Raw genomic sequence first — 16,653 nt, forward strand, 5'->3', positions numbered from 1 at the left:
AAAATAAATACCTGCAAAACAACATGTGATGAAGGAATAAACAGGACCCTGCTCGCAACAGGGCCCTGATTGCACCCATCCGATCATCTCAGAGAGGAACATTGTTCCGGTTGACCTCAAAAAAAACTTATTGGATAATTAATGAATAAACCAAAACATTCAAAAATATGAATTTAAACTCATGTAGTAAAGCCTCTTTTATGAGGCGGCTTTGCACAACTCAGACCATATTGGCCATGAAACTCACCGTAATTTTAATCTTCTTTTGCTGCCTTCAGGTATCTGCAGATGGATTTTCCCAAAGAATTACACTCTCGAAAAGAAATACCACCTTCAATACGATTTTTGAAAGCATTAAAAAACAAAGTGGATATAGTTTCTTCTACAACAATAAAATGATCAAGAAAGAAGGCTTGATTAGTGTAGAATTAGCTGGAGTAAGACTAGAAGAAGCATTAGACCAGATTTTTAAGGATCGACCTTATACCTATATGATCCTGAACAAGACTGTAGTGATCAAAAAGAAACCATTGGAGCTAATTCCTGTTAGAGCTACGGAAATTCAGGCTTTGGTTCAAATAAAAGGGAAAGTGGTGGATACCGCCGGAAATCCATTGCCAGGTGCCTCCATTATGGTGAAAGGTACCAAAGAAGGAGCTTCTTCAACTACATCTGGTGATTTTGTAATTAATGCGAAAGTAGGAGATGTTTTAGTTGTGAAATACTTAGGTTTTGCCACTAAAGAGCTTACCATATCTTCCTCTTCTGCGGTACTCACTGTGGTATTGGAGGCACAAAAACAAGATCTTTCTGAGGTGGTCGTTACCGCTTTAGGTGTGAAACGCTCAGAGAAATCATTGGGTTATGCGGTTCAAAAGATTGCAGGTGATAAGGTGCAGACGGTAAAGGGGGTTGATCTTGGAACTTCATTAACCGGACAGGTGGCTGGTTTGGTGGTGAAGAATTCTACGGAATTTAATGCTAAACCAAAACTGGAACTTAGGGGTGAAGATGTACTATTGGTCATTGATGGAGTTCCTTATGGAAATATGACCCTGCGTGATGTTCCTGCTGACGATATTGAAAGTATGGATTTATTAAAAGGATCCACAGCATCCGCTTTGTACGGTTCACGTGCACCCGGTGGTGTATTATTGATTACGACAAAAAAAGGTGCCGCAGGTAAAGGTTTTTCTGTTGATCTCAATAGTAACACCATGTTTCAGCTAGGTTATCTGGCTGTTCCAAAAGTACAGAGTTCCTATGGTCGTGGACAAAATGGGGTGATTGATAACGATTACGTTTGGGGACCAAGATTAGATGCAGGTAACACTGCCAGAGATTGGAATCCGGCGACTAAACAATTTGAAGATAATCGTCCATTGGTTTCTGTAGGGAAAGATAACCTAAAGAACTTTATGAATACTGGTATCATTACCAATAATAACATATCTATTGCCCAGACTGGAGAAAATGGAAGTTTTAGAATTGGCTTAAATCATATTTATAACAAAGGACAATTTCCAAACCAGAAGCTCAATATGGTGAATTTAACCTCGGGAGGTGAGATTAGAATCAATGATAAGTTTAAAATTGAAAGCCATTTCGGTTTGAGTAAACGTAATGCGCCACAGATATGGGGTGGAGGATATGACAACCAGGGCTACCTTTATCAGTTGGTGATGTGGACCGGTACTGAATACGATATTCGTGATTATAAGGATTATTGGGTAGTACCTAATAAGACACAGAACTGGATGTACACCAACTGGTATGATAATCCTTATTTAATCGCAAATGAAAAGCTAAACGGAAAAACAGAGAATACGGTTAATGCAAATGTAACTGCAAACTATAAGTTCAACGAAGACTTTAATTTGATGTTGCGTTTGGGTTACGACAATTACAATAACTCAGAGACCATGCGTAACCCAACGGCAAATATTTTCTCTACCAGAGGGGGATGGAATGCAAGAGGGATGTATAGTATCAATAATACCTCAGGATTCAGCACTAACGATGACCTGATCTTAACCTATAAAAAGAAATTGAATAAATGGTCTGTTGATGCATTGGCGGGTGGAACTGTTTATTATTTCTCTGATGAGGGACTGAAAGCCACCACCAAAAATGGTTTGATTTCACCAACGTTCTTCTCCCTGGCAGGATCGGTGGAGCCACCAACACTCAGTCCATATCATAAAGCCAGACAAATCAATAGTCTTTTTGGCCGGGTTTCTATTGGCTGGAACGATGCAGTGTTCCTGGAGGCCACAGGTAGAAATGACTGGAATTCTGCGCAACCAAAGTCGTCCAGAGATTACTTCTATCCTTCTTTAGGATCCAGTGTTGTGGTTTCCGAATTGGTAAAATTACCAGAGGTAGTAGACATGTTTAAACTTCGTGGTTCCTGGACTATCTTTAAAAATGCTTTTGATCCTTATGCGATCAATAGTGTGTACAGTACTAAGACTGCGGCATGGAATAATTTAAACTCGGCGAGTTACCCGAACTACCTGTTGGGCGATGGTTTGTTGCCAAGTTCGCAACGTACCTGGGAAATTGGTGCAGTAGGTTACCTGTTTAAGAAACGACTGCATTTTGACGTTGCCTACTTTAATAAGTATTATTATAACCGTCAAACTGATCTGCTAGAACGAGGAAATACTGCTTATTTACCGAATTCAAGTGGCTTCAGTATGGCAATTGTCAATACTAAAGAAACATATGAACGTCGTGGTATTGAGATCACCGTAGATGGATCTGTGATTAAAAGCAGAGATTTTGAATGGTATGCCACGATGAACTGGGCTCAGCAACACCGCTATTACGTTGATCTGGACCCTTTATATTCTCCAGATGATTTATGGACTAAAAAAGGGGAAAGACTGGATACTTATAAAGCAAATTACTGGTTGAGAGATCCTCAAGGCAATGTGATCTTCAATAATGGCTCTCCAGTGAATAGTGATTATAATAAAAAATATGGCTATAGTGATCCTGATTTTAGTTTTGGCTTCATCAATAGTTTCAGGTATAAAAACTGGAATCTGAATGTGAATGTTGATGGTCGGATTGGCGGTCTGATGTACAATTACATGTATGATAAGATGTGGGATACCGGCACTAATCCTGATTCCGATAACCAATATCGTTATGATCAGGTTGTGAATGGTAAAAATAATTTTATTGGGCAAGGGGTTAAAGTGATTTCTGGTGCAGTAGTTTTTGATAAATACGGTCAGGTAGTTACTGACACACGTCAATATGCTCCTAATGATGTACAGGTGGGCTATCAGGATTATGCACAGAAATTTAGAGGTGGAGATAAAGGGATTCAAAATGAGTCTTTTGTTAAACTCCGTGAGTTGTCGCTGGGCTACAGTTTTGCACCTAAATTCATCAACAGATTGGGATTGAAAAGAGCTTCTTTCTCTGTGACTGGCCAAAATTTATGGATGTGGACCAATTTTAAATACTCAGATCCAGATGTGGATACAGAGAACCTGAATTCACCATCGCAACGTATGTTGGGTTTCAATTTTAAAGTAGGCTTCTAACCAATAAATAAAAATATACTCATATGAAAACTAGAGTTTTAAAATATATAGCAATTTTGCCCATGTTGGCAATAGTAAGCGCTGGTTGTAAGAAGTTTGAAGATATCAATTCAAACCCAGATAGAACCACAGAAGTAAGTTCTTCAATCCTGGCAACCGGGATGATCCTGGAAGTGACCAAATCGGAAATCGGGGGCCAGAAGGGGTTTATGCAGCCCTTCCTGCTGGCTAAATACCTTACCTGGGGAGAGGGACAGGAAAACTTCCAATACAATAAACTAAATAGAGCCGATTTTAGTCGCCTGACCTTGTTACGCAACATTCCTCCTATGGAAAAATATGCAACAAGTGATGGCTTGAGAAAATCTTATCAGGCTTTGGGACACTTTATCAGGGCATGGCAGTTTTTTATCGCCAGTATGCAGGTAGGTGATATCCCTTACACAGATGCGATCAAAGGAGAAAGTGAAAAGGTGTTACAGCCTAAGTATGATGCGCAGAAAACAGTGTTTTTAGGAATTTTGAATGAGCTGGATCAGGCCAATCAATTGTTTTCTGAAGGTGCAAATTTTGATGGTGATCCTATTTATGGAGGTAAAGTCGATAACTGGAGAAGGTTGGTGAATAGTTTTGAACTTCATGTACTGATCAACCTCTATAAAAAAACGGCAGATGTAGATTTAAAGGTTTTACAACGCTTCAATGACATTCTTGCCAATCGTCCCTTAATGCGTAATTACAATGATAATTTTGCTTTGGCTTATAACAATGTGGCTGGACAAAATTACCCTTGGTCTGATGTTCCTGCGGGTTCTGGAAACTCATTCGTGAAGTCTAATTATACCATGCTTTCGAATACTTTACTTGCTCCTATGAAGGCCTTAAAAGATCAGCGTTTGTTTTACTATGCTAAACCTTCTCCAGTGAAAATCACTGCAGGCCTTTTAGCCTCAGATTATGATGCGTATCCAGGTGTGGAGCCTTCTGATGCTTTTTCTAGTCTGCAAACGCGGAGGGTAGGGAAAGACTATGCGGATTTAAATAACCGATATGTACAATTGGTAAATGCAGAGGCAGTGAGTTTGTTCAGTTACTGGGACCTGCAGTTTATCCTGGCTGAAGCCAGCGTAAGAGGTTGGATTACGGGCGCTACTGCTCAAAGCTATTATGCGGCGGGGATTAGCAGCTCTATGAATTTTGTAATGGCCAGTACGCCTGATTTGGTAGATTATAACCACAACATGAAGATGGATCCTAGCTATATTAATGCTTTCCCTGCTACCGCTGGTGTTGCACTGGCAGGTAGTACCGAACGTCAGATCGAACAAATCATTACTCAAAAGTATGTGGCGAACTTCTTACATGGTGGGAAATACAGTGCATGGACCGAGAACAGAAGAACTGGTTATCCTGTGTTTACTTTGAACAGTGGCACTAATTTAAATACACCAACTACTAACTTTCCTTTACGTTGGCTTTACCCAGGTAATGAACTGGATTATAATTCCGCTAACGTGTCGGCTGCAATTCAAAGTCAATATGGTGGAAATGATGATGTTAATCAGGTCATGTGGATCTTGAAGTAAGATTTTATGTTATATTTATAATACCTTAAATTCATGTAAATAGTTAAAAAAATATATGCCTATGACGCCAAATAAAGGTTTAAAGAAAACACTTACCCCTTTTATGTTATGGGGCCTTGGCGTAGGGTATGTCATTTCAGGTATGTATTTCGGGTGGAATCTCGGTCTTGAAAAAGGAGGGACCGGAGGAATGGCGATTGCCACACTCGCCATCATGCTGATGTACGTTACTTTTACTTTTAGTTATGCAGAGTTGGCCTGTGCAATACCAAAAGCAGGTGGCGTGTTTGACTACGCAAACAAAGCAATGGGGCAAAATATCGGCTTTATAGCCGGTATTGCCCAAATTGTTGAATTTATATTGGCACCGCCAGCAATCGCATTTGCTATCGGTGCCTATTTTAATGCTTTCTTTCCTCAGGTTCCGATCCTGACTAGTGCAATCGCCATCTATTTTATTTTCACAGCACTCAATGTTTATGGCGTAAAAGCTGCGGCATCTTTTGAGGTCTTCATCACCATTTTTGCAGTTGCTGAATTATTGTTGTTTTCAGGATTGGCATTGCCAAAGTTTGAAATGCAGCATCTAAGTCATAATGCCTTGCCAAATGGCTGGACAGGTGTGTTTGCGGCTATCCCTTTTGCCATCTGGTTTTTTCTGGGGATAGAAGGAATCGCTAATGTTGCGGAAGAAACTAAGAACCCACAAAGAGATATCAGCAGAGGATTTGGCTGGGCAATTCTGACACTGGCGATCTTGTGTGTGCTGGTTTTTGTTGCAGCAACTGGAATAGCTGGTTGGGAGGCCATTGTTTATAAAAACGGGTTAAATGGAGAGACCTCGGATTCCCCATTACCTCTGGCCTTAGCAAAAATCACCGGAGATAGTCATTTGATGTATCATTTGCTGATTACAGTGGGCTTGTTTGGACTCATCGCTTCTTTTCATGGATTGATTCTGGCAGCAGGGCGCTCCACTTATGAAATGGGACGGGTGCATCATATTCCTTCATTTCTAGGAAAAATTTCTCCGAGGTTCCATACGCCTGCCAATGCCCTGATTGGGAATATGCTGATCGGTATTCTGGCGCTGCTCTCCGGAAAAACCTCAGAAATTATTATCCTGTCTGTCTTTGGCGCACTTACCCTTTATATCATTTCTATGATCTCCATTATGATTTTAAGGAAAAGAGAACCCGATTTACCCCGCCCATTCCGATTACGTTTTTATCCCTTATTTCCAATAATTGCCTTAAGCATAGCCACTGTATCGATCATTGCTATGTTCATTTTTAATCCTAAACTTGGATTGATTTATTTCTCCATTTTGGTGGTTACCTTTTTATTATATAGGACTCTTAAATCTGCAGATAAATGACAATAGAAGAAATTTTAGCTTATGTAAAACAACACCCCTCTGCTAAGGTGAAAGTGGCCGTTGCAGATATTGATGGTGTATTGAGAGGAAAGTACATTTCAACAGAGAAGTTCTTATCGGTCCTGGAAGGAAGACTCGGCTTTTGCGATGTAACCTTTGGCTGGGATATGGCTGATATGGCTTATGATAATGCCAAATATACCGGATGGCATACTGGTTATCCCGATGCACAGGTAAAATTGGATCTCCAGACTTTTCGGAAGATTCCCTGGGAAAATGATCTCCCGTTTTTTCTAGGTGATTTTGTCAACGATCAGCATCAGCCTTTGTATACTTGTCCGCGGCAATTGCTTCAAAAAATACGTTCGGAAGCAGAAGATCTGGGCTTTAAAGCCTACTTCTCTCAGGAGTTTGAATGGTTCAATTTTGCAGAAACACCAGAATCAGCACATCATAAGAATTTTCAGCAGTTGCAACCCTTAAGTCCAGGTATGTTTGGTTACTCCATTCTGCGTGGAAGTCTGAAAAATACTTATATGACTGCTTTGTTTGAACTGCTCTGCAAATTTGGCATTCCAGTAGAAGGATTACACACCGAAACTGGTCCGGGGGTCTATGAAGCAGCGATTAAATATGCAGGAATATTAGAAGCGGCAGATCAGGCCATTTTATTTAAAACGGCCGTGAAAGAAATCGCTTATCAGCATGGAATTATGGCCACTTTTATGGCTAAAATTTCGGAGCATTTGCCTGGTTGCAGTGGTCATGTGCACCAGAGTTTATGGGATAAAGAAAACAAACATAACCTGTTTTATAAGGACAATGACCCGGATAAAATGAGTGATCTGATGAAGTCGTACATAGCAGGTCAACTTTATTGTTTGCCTTATATTTTACCAATGATTGCACCTACGATCAATAGTTATAAAAGGCTGGTAGAAGGGGCCTGGGCTCCAACTACTTTAACCTGGGGAATCGATAATAGAACGGTTGCCCTTCGTGCCTTGCCTGGACACTCTAAAACCACGCGCCTGGAAACGAGGGTGGTAGGTTCAGATACAAATCCTTACCTGGCGCTTTCTGCTTGTTTAGCTGCAGGGCTATATGGGATCAAAAACAACCTGGTTCTGGATAAGGCGGCAACCCAGGGGAATGGCTACAAAGACATTTCTAATGGAGTGCTTCCTGGTAGTTTACAGGAGGCTACGAAGAAAATGAAGGAATCGCCTCTGGCTGTTTCGTTATTCGGGGCTGAGTTTGTGGAGCATTTTACCCTGACCAGAGAATGGGAATGTAAGCAATATGCAAAAGCAGTAACCGACTGGGAAATGAAAAGATATTTTGAAATTATTTAAACCCGATAAGCCATGATTTTAGATAAAATACATCAGTTTAATTTTCCGACTACGATTCGTTTTGGAGCTGGCGCCATTCAGGAATTGCCAGCCTATTTGAAGGCTAATGGCTTAAGCCGCCCTTTATTGGTAACAGATCCTGTGATTGCGGATTTACCCTTTTTTAAGGCCATCGTTGCTGATCTGGAAGCTCATCATTGCTCCGTAATTGTATTCAGTGACATTCATAAGAATCCGGTTAAAAGTGATGTTTATAAAGGAACTGCAGTTTGGGACGAAAATTCCCGAGATAGCGTGATTGGAATTGGTGGTGGAGCTGCTTTAGATGTATCCAGAGCTATTGTTTTACAGGTGAACCATCGGGAAGATTTGTTCAAGTATGATGATTTGATTGGTGGTGATGTATTTGTGACCAACGATGTGCCACATTTTATAACAGTTCCCACTACTTCTGGTACCGGGAGTGAAGTGGGTAGGAGTGCGATCATTTCTGATGATGTGACGCATCAAAAGAAGATTTTGTTTTCACCTAAACTGATGGCAAAAATTGTGATTGCAGATCCGGTGCTGACTATGGACTTACCAGCTCATATTACTGCAGCGACAGGCATGGACGCATTGACTCATAATATGGAAGCTTTTCTTGCCAAAAATTATCATCCTTTATGTGATGGAATTGCATTGGAAGGTATTGGTTTGGTTAGAGATGCATTGGTTAAAGCAACATTACAGCCCGACCTGGAAAGTCGGAGTAAAATGCTTCTGGCATCTATGATGGGGGCTATTGCTTTTCAAAAAGGTTTGGGTGTAGTTCATTCGCTGGCACATCCGCTTTCTTCCTTATTAGATACACATCATGGCCTGGCAAATGCGGTTAATATCCCATATGGAATGGAATTTAATATCGCTGGTTTTGAAGATCGGTTCAAGCGAATGGCAAAGACATTGGAATTGAAAAAGGAGGATGGAAGGGCAGTAGTAGATTATCTTTTTGACTTGAACGCTAAGCTTGGAATTCCTCATCAATTGAGAGATATCGGAGTTTCAATGGAGCATATAGATACTTTAGCTGACCTCGCTTTTGCAGATTTTGCGCATCCTAATAATCCTAAACCGGTGAGTCGGGAAGATTTTAAAGCTTTATATTTAAAGGCACTGTGATTTCAAAATCTGATTTTGAGCAATAGCTTTTAAATGATTCAATTTTATAAGAATGATGGCGTTTACATAAAGATTAATGATTTGATAAATGCGTAAAAAGATAGGAATTAGTTTTACGGAAGCTGGTTTTCAAAACTATTGGAATTGGTTTAGCCCAGCTGAGCTGGCTGAAGATTTGGAGTTACTTGAACTTTCTTTTGAAAAAGACAACATTGAAGACATCGCAAAATGTGATGGTTTTGTGCTCACAGGTGGTATTGATGTGACTCCTGCGATTTCTGGTGGGGCGGAAGAATATCCTCATCGTCCATTGGTATTCTCGCCAGAAAGAGATGAATTTGAAAGGCAAATTTATGAGTATGCAAAAACAGAACGATTGCCGTTATTAGGAATTTGCAGAGGAATGCAATACATCAATATTTTAGAAGGAGGCGCAGTTCTTGATGATATTGGAGAACCAGAAAATGCAATTCATAAAAAGGGCGAGCTGGATAAAGTTCATGAGGTGAAATTATTGGATGGTTCTTTATTAGCTGAGGTTGCCGGGAAAGTTAATGGTCTGGTGAATAGTGCGCACCATCAGGCGGTGAATCCGGATCGCCTGGGCGAAAATCTAATGATCAATGCCTATTCAGTTCCTGGATCTGGAATAGTGGAAGGCATAGAGTATAAGGATAAGGAGAATCATGGCTTTATGTTGGCCTTGCAGTGGCATCCGGAAAGAATGGCAGAAAAGGAAAATCAACCCTTATCTCAAAAAATAAAAGAACGTTTTATTAAGGAAATCAGAAATCATCAAAAATGAAGATCATCAATCCAGCCACAGAAGAAATTATAAAGACCCTAGAGGAAGATACTGTGATTTCTCTACATGAAAGATATACTTTGCTACGTCAGGGACAGAAGAAATGGGCAGCAAAAAGTTTAGCAGAACGAATGGAAGTAGTTTCGCGCTTTTTTGAGTTGCTGGAAGTTGAAATAGAGGACTTAGCTGCTGTGTTAACTGCAGAAGTTGGGAAACCATTACAGCAGTCGCGCAATGAAATTAAAGGAGCTGGAACTCGCATCTCCTGGATGTTGAACAATTCTATGCGTTATTTGTCGGAGGAATGGGTGACCAATACAGAGGAGCTTCAGGAAAAGATATCTTATGAGCCTCTAGGGGTGATTTGTAATATCTCCGCATGGAATTATCCTTACCTGGTTGGCGTAAATGTATTTGTTCCGGCAATCATTGCTGGAAATTCCGTGATGTATAAACCTTCTGAATATGCCACATTAACCGGTTTGGAAATTGAAAAATTATGGGGTAAGGCAGGATTGCCTGATGGGGTTTTTAAAACGGCTATTGGTGCAAAGGAAGTAGGCGAAGCTTTGTTGGACATGGATTTTGATGGTTACTATTTTACCGGATCTTATCGTACGGGTAAGCACATTTATGAAAGAGTGGCCAGGAAAATGGTTCCTTGTCAGCTGGAATTAGGAGGGAAGGATCCGCTTTATGTTGCTGATGATGTAAAAGATGTAGCTGCTGTGGCCATGGGGACGGCCGACGGTGCGTTTTACAACAATGGCCAGAGTTGTTGTGCTGTGGAACGTATTTATGTTCATGAGGAGATATATGAAGCCTATGAAGCTGCATTTCTGAAAGAAGTACAAAGCTGGAAAATAGGTTTGCCAACAGAAGAAGGTGTTTACATCGGGGCTTTAACAAGAAAGGAACAGTTGGAGGTTTTAGCGGATCAGGTTCAGGATGCTTTATTAAAAGGAGCAAAATTGCTATGTGGTGGGAATAGAAGAGCAGAGAAGGGATATTATTTTGAACCAACGGTCCTGACTAATGTGAGCAATGATATGAAAGTGATGCAGGAAGAAAGTTTCGGGCCTATTATTGGAATTATGAAAGTAAAGAATGATGATGAAGCCATTAGCCTGATGAAAGATACGGATTATGGTTTAACTGCTGCGGTGTATTCTTTTGATGGGGATCGTGCTCAACGCATTCTTTCTGAAATTGATTCTGGCTCGGGGTATTGGAATTGTTGTGATCGGGTGACAGCAGGTTTACCCTGGAGTGGCAGGAAACATTCTGGCTTCGGTGCTACACTTTCTCATCAGGGATTAAGGGCTTTTGTAAAGCCGAAAGCCTGGCACCTGAGGAAATAATTTCCTTTGATCTGAGGAAAATAGTGTTTGTCTTTTCGCATGAAAGACAAACACTATTTTTATTATTTTTTTGTTTCTTTTCTGATGACTGGGGCAATCTTTGTTCCTAATAATTCAATGGTTTTCAATACCTGTTTATGTGAAATAGAACCCGTTACTAGTTGTGCGAGAAATCGGGTGTTTTTGAAAAGTTCATATTGATGCATGATCTTATCAATGGCTTGCTGTGGACTGCCTACAACTAATGGGCCTACCGTACGTAGGTAATCAAATTGTTGTCTGGTCATCGGCGACCAGCCCCTGTCTTTACCTACGCGATTCATGAGTTGTTCGTAGGAAGGGTAAAATTCGTTGGCTGCCAGTTGCTCGTTTTCCGCGGCATAGAACTGTGAGCTAATTGCAAGTTGTAGTTTATCTGGATCATGCCCTGCTTCTGCGGCTGATTTTCGGTAGAGGTTAATAAAAGGTACGAACTGTTCTGGAGGACTGCCCAGGATGGCTACCGCCATAGGAAGGTTTAGTTTACCTGCACGTTGAGCAGAGGCAGGAGTGCCACCTACACCAATCCATATAGGGATTGAAGGTTGAATTGGACGGGGATAAACTCCACGGTTGTGGATTTGTTCACGGTGTTTTCCTTGCCAGGTGATCATCTCCTCTTTATTCAATTGAAGTAATAAGCCTAGTTTTTCAGTGAAAAGTTCGTCATAATCATTCAGATGATAACCAAATAAAGGGAACGATTCTGTAAATGAACCTCTGCCTGCAATAATTTCTGCCCTTCCATTGGAAATTAAATCCACAGTAGCAAAGTTTTGAAATGTCCTCACAGGATCTGCTGAACTTAGTACGGTAACTGAGCTCGATAATTTAATTTTTTTAGTGATTGCTGCGGCTGCAGCCATCATGATTTCGGGGGCTGAGATGACAAAATCTGCACGATGATGCTCTCCAAAAGCAAAAACATCGAGCCCTACTTCGTCGGCCAGCTTTACTTCTTCTAATAATTCCTGAACTCTTTGATGGGCATTATGTGCCTTTCCTGCTACGCGATCAGGGTGTAGCTCCCCAAATGTACTGATCCCAATTTCCATGTGTAAATTTTAATGTTTGGTTGCTTTCGTTTTTGTAATCATGCTTGCTATTCTGCTTTTATTCAGGGGATTTTTTTTATTCCAGCAATTATCGGCGTGATGGTATTTGTATAATAATAGGATAACCATAAGCAGGTATTTCAGTTTTAGTTTAAACCCTGTTTTTTAATTGAACTCTTGCTCCAGGCTGGTTCTCAAATCATAAAGCAGCCATTGTTGTTGGTTAATGGTTGATTTCTCAGTAGATAAGAGTTTAATAAAATCGTTTACGCCAATAGGTTCATTACCATTCCCATGAATGAGGACAAGGCTTCCTGCATGACTTTGTTGTCCTTTTGCAAGCCAGGCATCACTTCCAATAGGAATCAGCCCGTAAGAGGTCACTTCTTCCACTAATTTTTGGTCAGATACCAATCCTGGAAATCTAAAGAAAACCGAAGGTAATAATCCCCGTTCAATCATGGTTTGTTCCAGACCTAATATTTCAAAGTTTATATCTGTGCCGGGTTCCATCAAAAAGTTGACATTTAAAGGGGCTCCTGGGGAGTAATGGTGATGGTAAGTATGGTTAATCCAGGTGATATCCAAGTCCCCTGATTTTTCTAATCCTTGTAGCCAACTGATATCCGCCGAATGATTGAGCATGAATTTCCCGGTAATGGATAAAGCCACAGGTACCGGAAGTTCAGATTTTTGAAATGCTGTGATCAATGAACTGAAGATGTTTCTATCCAAAGGTTTGTGCGAAGGACAGAGGTCGATGGTTAAGGTAATGCCTTTTTCTTTTGGGAAGCCATGTGTAATTCCTGCATCTTGTAGACTCAGGGATTGTTGCGTTGCACTTTGTATGGCATTGAAGTATGGTGTATTTTTTAAGTATAGCTCAAATTGTTGGAATGTGATGGCTTTTACCGCCGCCATTTTGCTATTAATAATTTGTGTTTCCAGCGTTTGTGGATTTACAATCAAATAGGAAGGCATTGAATTCTCCTCAAATTGGCGTAAGACTAAAATACTTTTACCATTGTATTTGCCAATTGCGAAATAAGATTTGTATTGCTGAATTTCTTTTTGAGCCTGTACGAAGAGGCTAAAGCATATTAGGGCTAGGGTGATCTGTAATTTTATCATCTGTTGATGGTATGGAATCATGATTAAGATAGCGATATTTGCTGGGTAAATAAAGCAAGATATAATGACAGAAATAGAATTTTTAGATTACTGTAAGGCTCAGGTTTCAGGAGCACTTAAAGATGAGGATATTGTTTTAATGTTAACTGCCTGGGGGAAGATTAAGTATACTTTAGGTTATAATCAGGCATTGCGGGATAATGATATCGAGCCGAACCAATCAGTGAGAGATACCGATCTAAATTAAAATTCAAGTAGTTTTTTCTTTATGAGAGTCTTTTTGTTTTTAATGCTTTTGATGACAATAAAGAGTTCAGCGCAAGTGAAATTTCTTAAAAAACTAGACCCATTTATAAGAAAGGAGTTTATGCTGGTTGGAGAGATTACGAATTTAGTAGAAAATACCTGGAGGTAAGCAGGCCATATTAATCATTATGATCATATGGCCATTTTGAGTGTATATCTATTTGGAGATGCTTTTTAATTCTATTTCCTTTAGTTTTTGGCCGAAAAGGCTACTCAAAGAACCTATTTTTAATGTGTTTGTTGCAGGAACTGGTAAATAAATAGCATGCACACCTAGTGTATTATCCTCGCCTATTCCTATTAGATATTTACCATCAGAAAACACAAAAAAATCTTCATCTTCACCTAGATAGGTATATCTTTCACTGTAAAATTGTACTACCTCTTCTACTACGGGCTTGGTGGATTCAAATAAAGCAGCAGCACCAGCTAGTTTGCTGTTTTCGAAGATATACATGATTTGTTTGATCTTACTGTTTTCACCTTCATAAAGTAGTCCGTTGGATGCTTGTTCAATGAGTTTCCGGCTTTCCTTACCTTTTATAGTTGCGATAGACACTCCAAACTCAATTATAGGTTCTTTAAATAAGGTACTATAAGGCTTGATGGTCAGTTCAGCAGTTAGAACAGTTCCATTTCCTTCCGCCTTGATGGTGGTACTTCCTATCTTTTTACCCTTAAATAAGCCAGTTCCACTTATTGTGCCTACAGAAGGGTCTGAAGAAGTCCAGGTAAAGCCAGCTGCATCAGCTGTTTTCTCACCTAGTTTCACTGTGAACTGGTGTTCTTTGTCGTAGTTTATGGATACACTGGTTTGATTAATTGCATAAGTAGGTTTTGGATCTTCTTTTTTACTGCAGCTTGATAAAGAGATGATTAGTCCAACGACTAATGACGTTAATACGTGTCTGTTCATTTTTAATTGTTTTGGTTTTAATGGTTTTTGTTTGAGATGAGGAGCGTTAATACCTGGTTGATTTACTTAATGATTTTTTTGTGTCGATGTTGTGAATTTGATTTTTTAATTATTTAATAAATATATTAAATATTATCAATAATTCGATATTTTAATTTTCATTAAATTACTAAGAAATAAACTGATTTGCTTGTAAGAGTTGGATTTCTTAAAATGACCTTGTTGTTGGACAAGGGTTCGAACCCCTTCGGCTAGGGGTACATAGAATGGTAGGGATCTGGAATGTATGCACATTCATGGAGATATTTGAAATGAGTCAGCATACAAATTGCCTTAAAACAACAACAGGCCGGCAAGTTTATGTCTTGCCGACCTGTTTTGTGGAGCCGAAGGGGTTCGAACCCTTGTCCAGTTGTGTGATAAGTTATGCCTTCTACATGCTTGTTTTCCATTTTATTGTCGGGAGCAGACGGGCCGGAAACCTACCTTGTCTTTTTCCTTAGGTACTTTATCTCGCCGCTAATCCGTACCTATTAGCAGCCAGCATTGTTATTTCGATGCCCCATATTCTAACCTAACGATGCAGCAGTCAGAGGGACAAAAGCTAGCGTAATTCTAAATTAGGCAGCTAAGGCGTAGTTATTTTCGCCAATTATAGTGTGAACGTTCTCTTTTAAGTGCTCGCCGTACAACGCACTGCATGCTAACATACGTAGCGCCACCCTGTCAAATCCAAAACGGCCCCATGTGTTAGTAACACAAATGTATGAAATTTATGCCATAGTTCTACCAGGATATTGTTTTAATGCAATTTCCAGACAATCCATAGCTTGATTAATGTCATCAGTATTCAAGACATAAGCCATTCTTACTTCGTTTTTTCCAGAACCAGGAGTAGAGTAGAAACCTGTAGCAGGAGCCATCATAACTGTTTGATTGTTATGTTCAAAGCTTTCTAACATCCATTGGCAAAATGCATCAGCATCGTCAATTGGGAACTTGGCTACTACGTAAAATGCACCACCTGGATTCGGACAAAAAACACCTTCAATAGCATTCAATCTTTTTACAATTGTATCTCTTCGAAGGGTATATTCTTTATTAACAGCTTCAAAATAACTATCTGGAGTGTCTACTGCTGCGGTACCAGCGATCTGTTCTACCATCCCCGGACTTAATCTCGCCTGGGCAAACTTTAAGCCAGATTGGATCACTTCTTTGTTTTTGGTAATCAGGCAGCCTAATCTTGCGCCACAGGCACTATATCTTTTAGATACGGTATCCATGATCACTACGTTTTCATCAAGACCATCCAAATGCATTGGAGATATAAACTCTTTTCCATCGTAGCAGAACTCACGGTAAGCTTCGTCAGAGAACAAGAATAAATCGTATTTCAGACAAAGTGCTTTCAACGCTTCCAATTCTTCTTTTGAATACAAGTAACCAGTAGGGTTATTTGGATTGCAAATGATGATGGCTTTAGTACGTGGTGTGATTAGTTTCTCAAACTCAGCAATAGGCGGAAGTGCAAAGCCATTCTCAATATGAGATAAGATCGGTTTTACCACCACATTGCTCATGCAGGCAAAGCCATTGTAATTCGCATAAAAAGGTTCTGGAATGATGATCTCATCACCTTCATTTACACAGGTTTGCATCGCAATGGTAATTGCCTCAGATCCACCAACAGTTACTAAAATGTCAGCAGGAGTGATGTTATAACCTAATTTATTATAGTATTCTGCTAATTTGGTTCTGTAAGATAAGGTTCCTTCTGATGGGGTATAAGCCCAAACATTAAAATCGATGTTCTTGATGGCATTTAACATGCCTTCTGGTGTTGCGATATCTGGTTGACCAATGTTCAAATGAAAAACTTTTTTGCCATCTTTTTTTGCCTGATCAGCAAATGGAGTTAGCTTTCTGATTGGTGAGGCGGGCATTTGAAACCCTTTTTCTGAAATGTTAGGCATATTGCAAAAATAAAAGACCTCGTT

At 39.9% G+C, this 16,653-nt stretch carries 12 protein-coding genes and 1 other RNA gene; 8 read left to right on the top strand and 5 right to left on the bottom strand.

What is annotated here, in order from left to right; translation table 11 throughout:
- The first annotated feature begins 167 nt into the window (after nucleotides 1-167).
- The 7 genes from R2Q94_RS21435 (at nucleotide 168) to R2Q94_RS21465 (ending at nucleotide 11,206) form a co-directional block, all read left to right on the top strand.
- Entirely contained in the window at nucleotides 168-3,560 is a 3,393-nt protein-coding gene (locus tag R2Q94_RS21435) for a SusC/RagA family TonB-linked outer membrane protein (RefSeq protein ID WP_316823526.1), read from the top strand.
- Nucleotides 3,561-3,583: 23 nt separating this feature from the next.
- Nucleotides 3,584-5,146, top strand: a complete 1,563-nt coding sequence (locus tag R2Q94_RS21440; protein ID WP_316823527.1) for a SusD/RagB family nutrient-binding outer membrane lipoprotein — start codon at nucleotides 3,584-3,586, stop codon at nucleotides 5,144-5,146.
- A gap of 61 nt (nucleotides 5,147-5,207) precedes the next feature.
- On the top strand, nucleotides 5,208-6,524 hold the full coding sequence (eat, locus tag R2Q94_RS21445; protein WP_316823528.1) for an ethanolamine permease: 1,317 nt from the start codon (nucleotides 5,208-5,210) through the stop codon (nucleotides 6,522-6,524).
- On the top strand, nucleotides 6,521-7,879 hold the full coding sequence (locus R2Q94_RS21450) for a glutamine synthetase family protein (protein ID WP_316823529.1): 1,359 nt from the start codon (nucleotides 6,521-6,523) through the stop codon (nucleotides 7,877-7,879). Before eat ends, R2Q94_RS21450 begins: the two co-directional genes overlap by 4 nt.
- 12 nt (nucleotides 7,880-7,891) lie before the next feature.
- Nucleotides 7,892-9,040: an iron-containing alcohol dehydrogenase gene (locus R2Q94_RS21455; RefSeq protein WP_316823530.1), complete on the top strand. Its 1,149-nt coding sequence runs from the start codon at nucleotides 7,892-7,894 to the stop codon at nucleotides 9,038-9,040.
- Nucleotides 9,041-9,128: 88 nt separating this feature from the next.
- Nucleotides 9,129-9,845 carry a gamma-glutamyl-gamma-aminobutyrate hydrolase family protein gene (locus R2Q94_RS21460; protein WP_316823531.1) on the top strand — a complete coding sequence of 239 codons (717 nt, stop codon included), beginning with the start codon at nucleotides 9,129-9,131 and terminating at the stop codon, nucleotides 9,843-9,845.
- The gene (locus R2Q94_RS21465; RefSeq protein WP_316823532.1) at nucleotides 9,842-11,206 is read left to right on the top strand and encodes an aldehyde dehydrogenase family protein; all 1,365 of its coding nucleotides are present in this window, start codon (nucleotides 9,842-9,844) and stop codon (nucleotides 11,204-11,206) included. The genes R2Q94_RS21460 and R2Q94_RS21465 overlap by 4 nt, the downstream gene beginning before the upstream one ends.
- A gap of 62 nt (nucleotides 11,207-11,268) precedes the next feature.
- On the opposite strand, the gene R2Q94_RS21470 is transcribed toward R2Q94_RS21465, so the two are convergent.
- Entirely contained in the window at nucleotides 11,269-12,300 is a 1,032-nt protein-coding gene (locus R2Q94_RS21470) for an Atu2307/SP_0267 family LLM class monooxygenase (RefSeq protein ID WP_316823533.1), read from the bottom strand.
- A 165-nt stretch (nucleotides 12,301-12,465) separates the two neighbouring features.
- On the bottom strand, nucleotides 12,466-13,431 hold the full coding sequence (locus R2Q94_RS21475; RefSeq protein ID WP_316823534.1) for a polysaccharide deacetylase: 966 nt from the start codon (nucleotides 13,429-13,431) through the stop codon (nucleotides 12,466-12,468).
- Between the two features lie 64 nt (nucleotides 13,432-13,495).
- Between R2Q94_RS21475 and R2Q94_RS21480 the strand changes: the two genes are divergently transcribed.
- Nucleotides 13,496-13,678 carry a hypothetical protein gene (locus R2Q94_RS21480; RefSeq protein ID WP_316823535.1) on the top strand — a complete coding sequence of 61 codons (183 nt, stop codon included), beginning with the start codon at nucleotides 13,496-13,498 and terminating at the stop codon, nucleotides 13,676-13,678.
- 216 nt (nucleotides 13,679-13,894) lie between these two features.
- Here R2Q94_RS21480 and R2Q94_RS21485 read toward each other — a convergent pair whose 3' ends face one another.
- The 3 genes from R2Q94_RS21485 to R2Q94_RS21495 form a co-directional block, all read right to left on the bottom strand.
- The gene (locus R2Q94_RS21485; protein ID WP_316823536.1) at nucleotides 13,895-14,653 is read right to left on the bottom strand and encodes an Ig-like domain-containing protein; all 759 of its coding nucleotides are present in this window, start codon (nucleotides 14,651-14,653) and stop codon (nucleotides 13,895-13,897) included.
- A gap of 378 nt (nucleotides 14,654-15,031) precedes the next feature.
- Nucleotides 15,032-15,398: a transfer-messenger RNA gene (gene ssrA, locus R2Q94_RS21490) on the bottom strand.
- Nucleotides 15,399-15,426: 28 nt separating this feature from the next.
- Complete coding sequence (locus R2Q94_RS21495; protein WP_316823537.1) at nucleotides 15,427-16,629, bottom strand: pyridoxal phosphate-dependent aminotransferase; 1,203 nt, start codon at nucleotides 16,627-16,629, stop codon at nucleotides 15,427-15,429.
- Nucleotides 16,630-16,653: the final 24 nt, after the last annotated feature.

The sequence above is a fragment of the Pedobacter gandavensis genome (assembly GCF_032678465.1).
GTDB classification, from domain to species: domain Bacteria; phylum Bacteroidota; class Bacteroidia; order Sphingobacteriales; family Sphingobacteriaceae; genus Pedobacter; species Pedobacter gandavensis_B.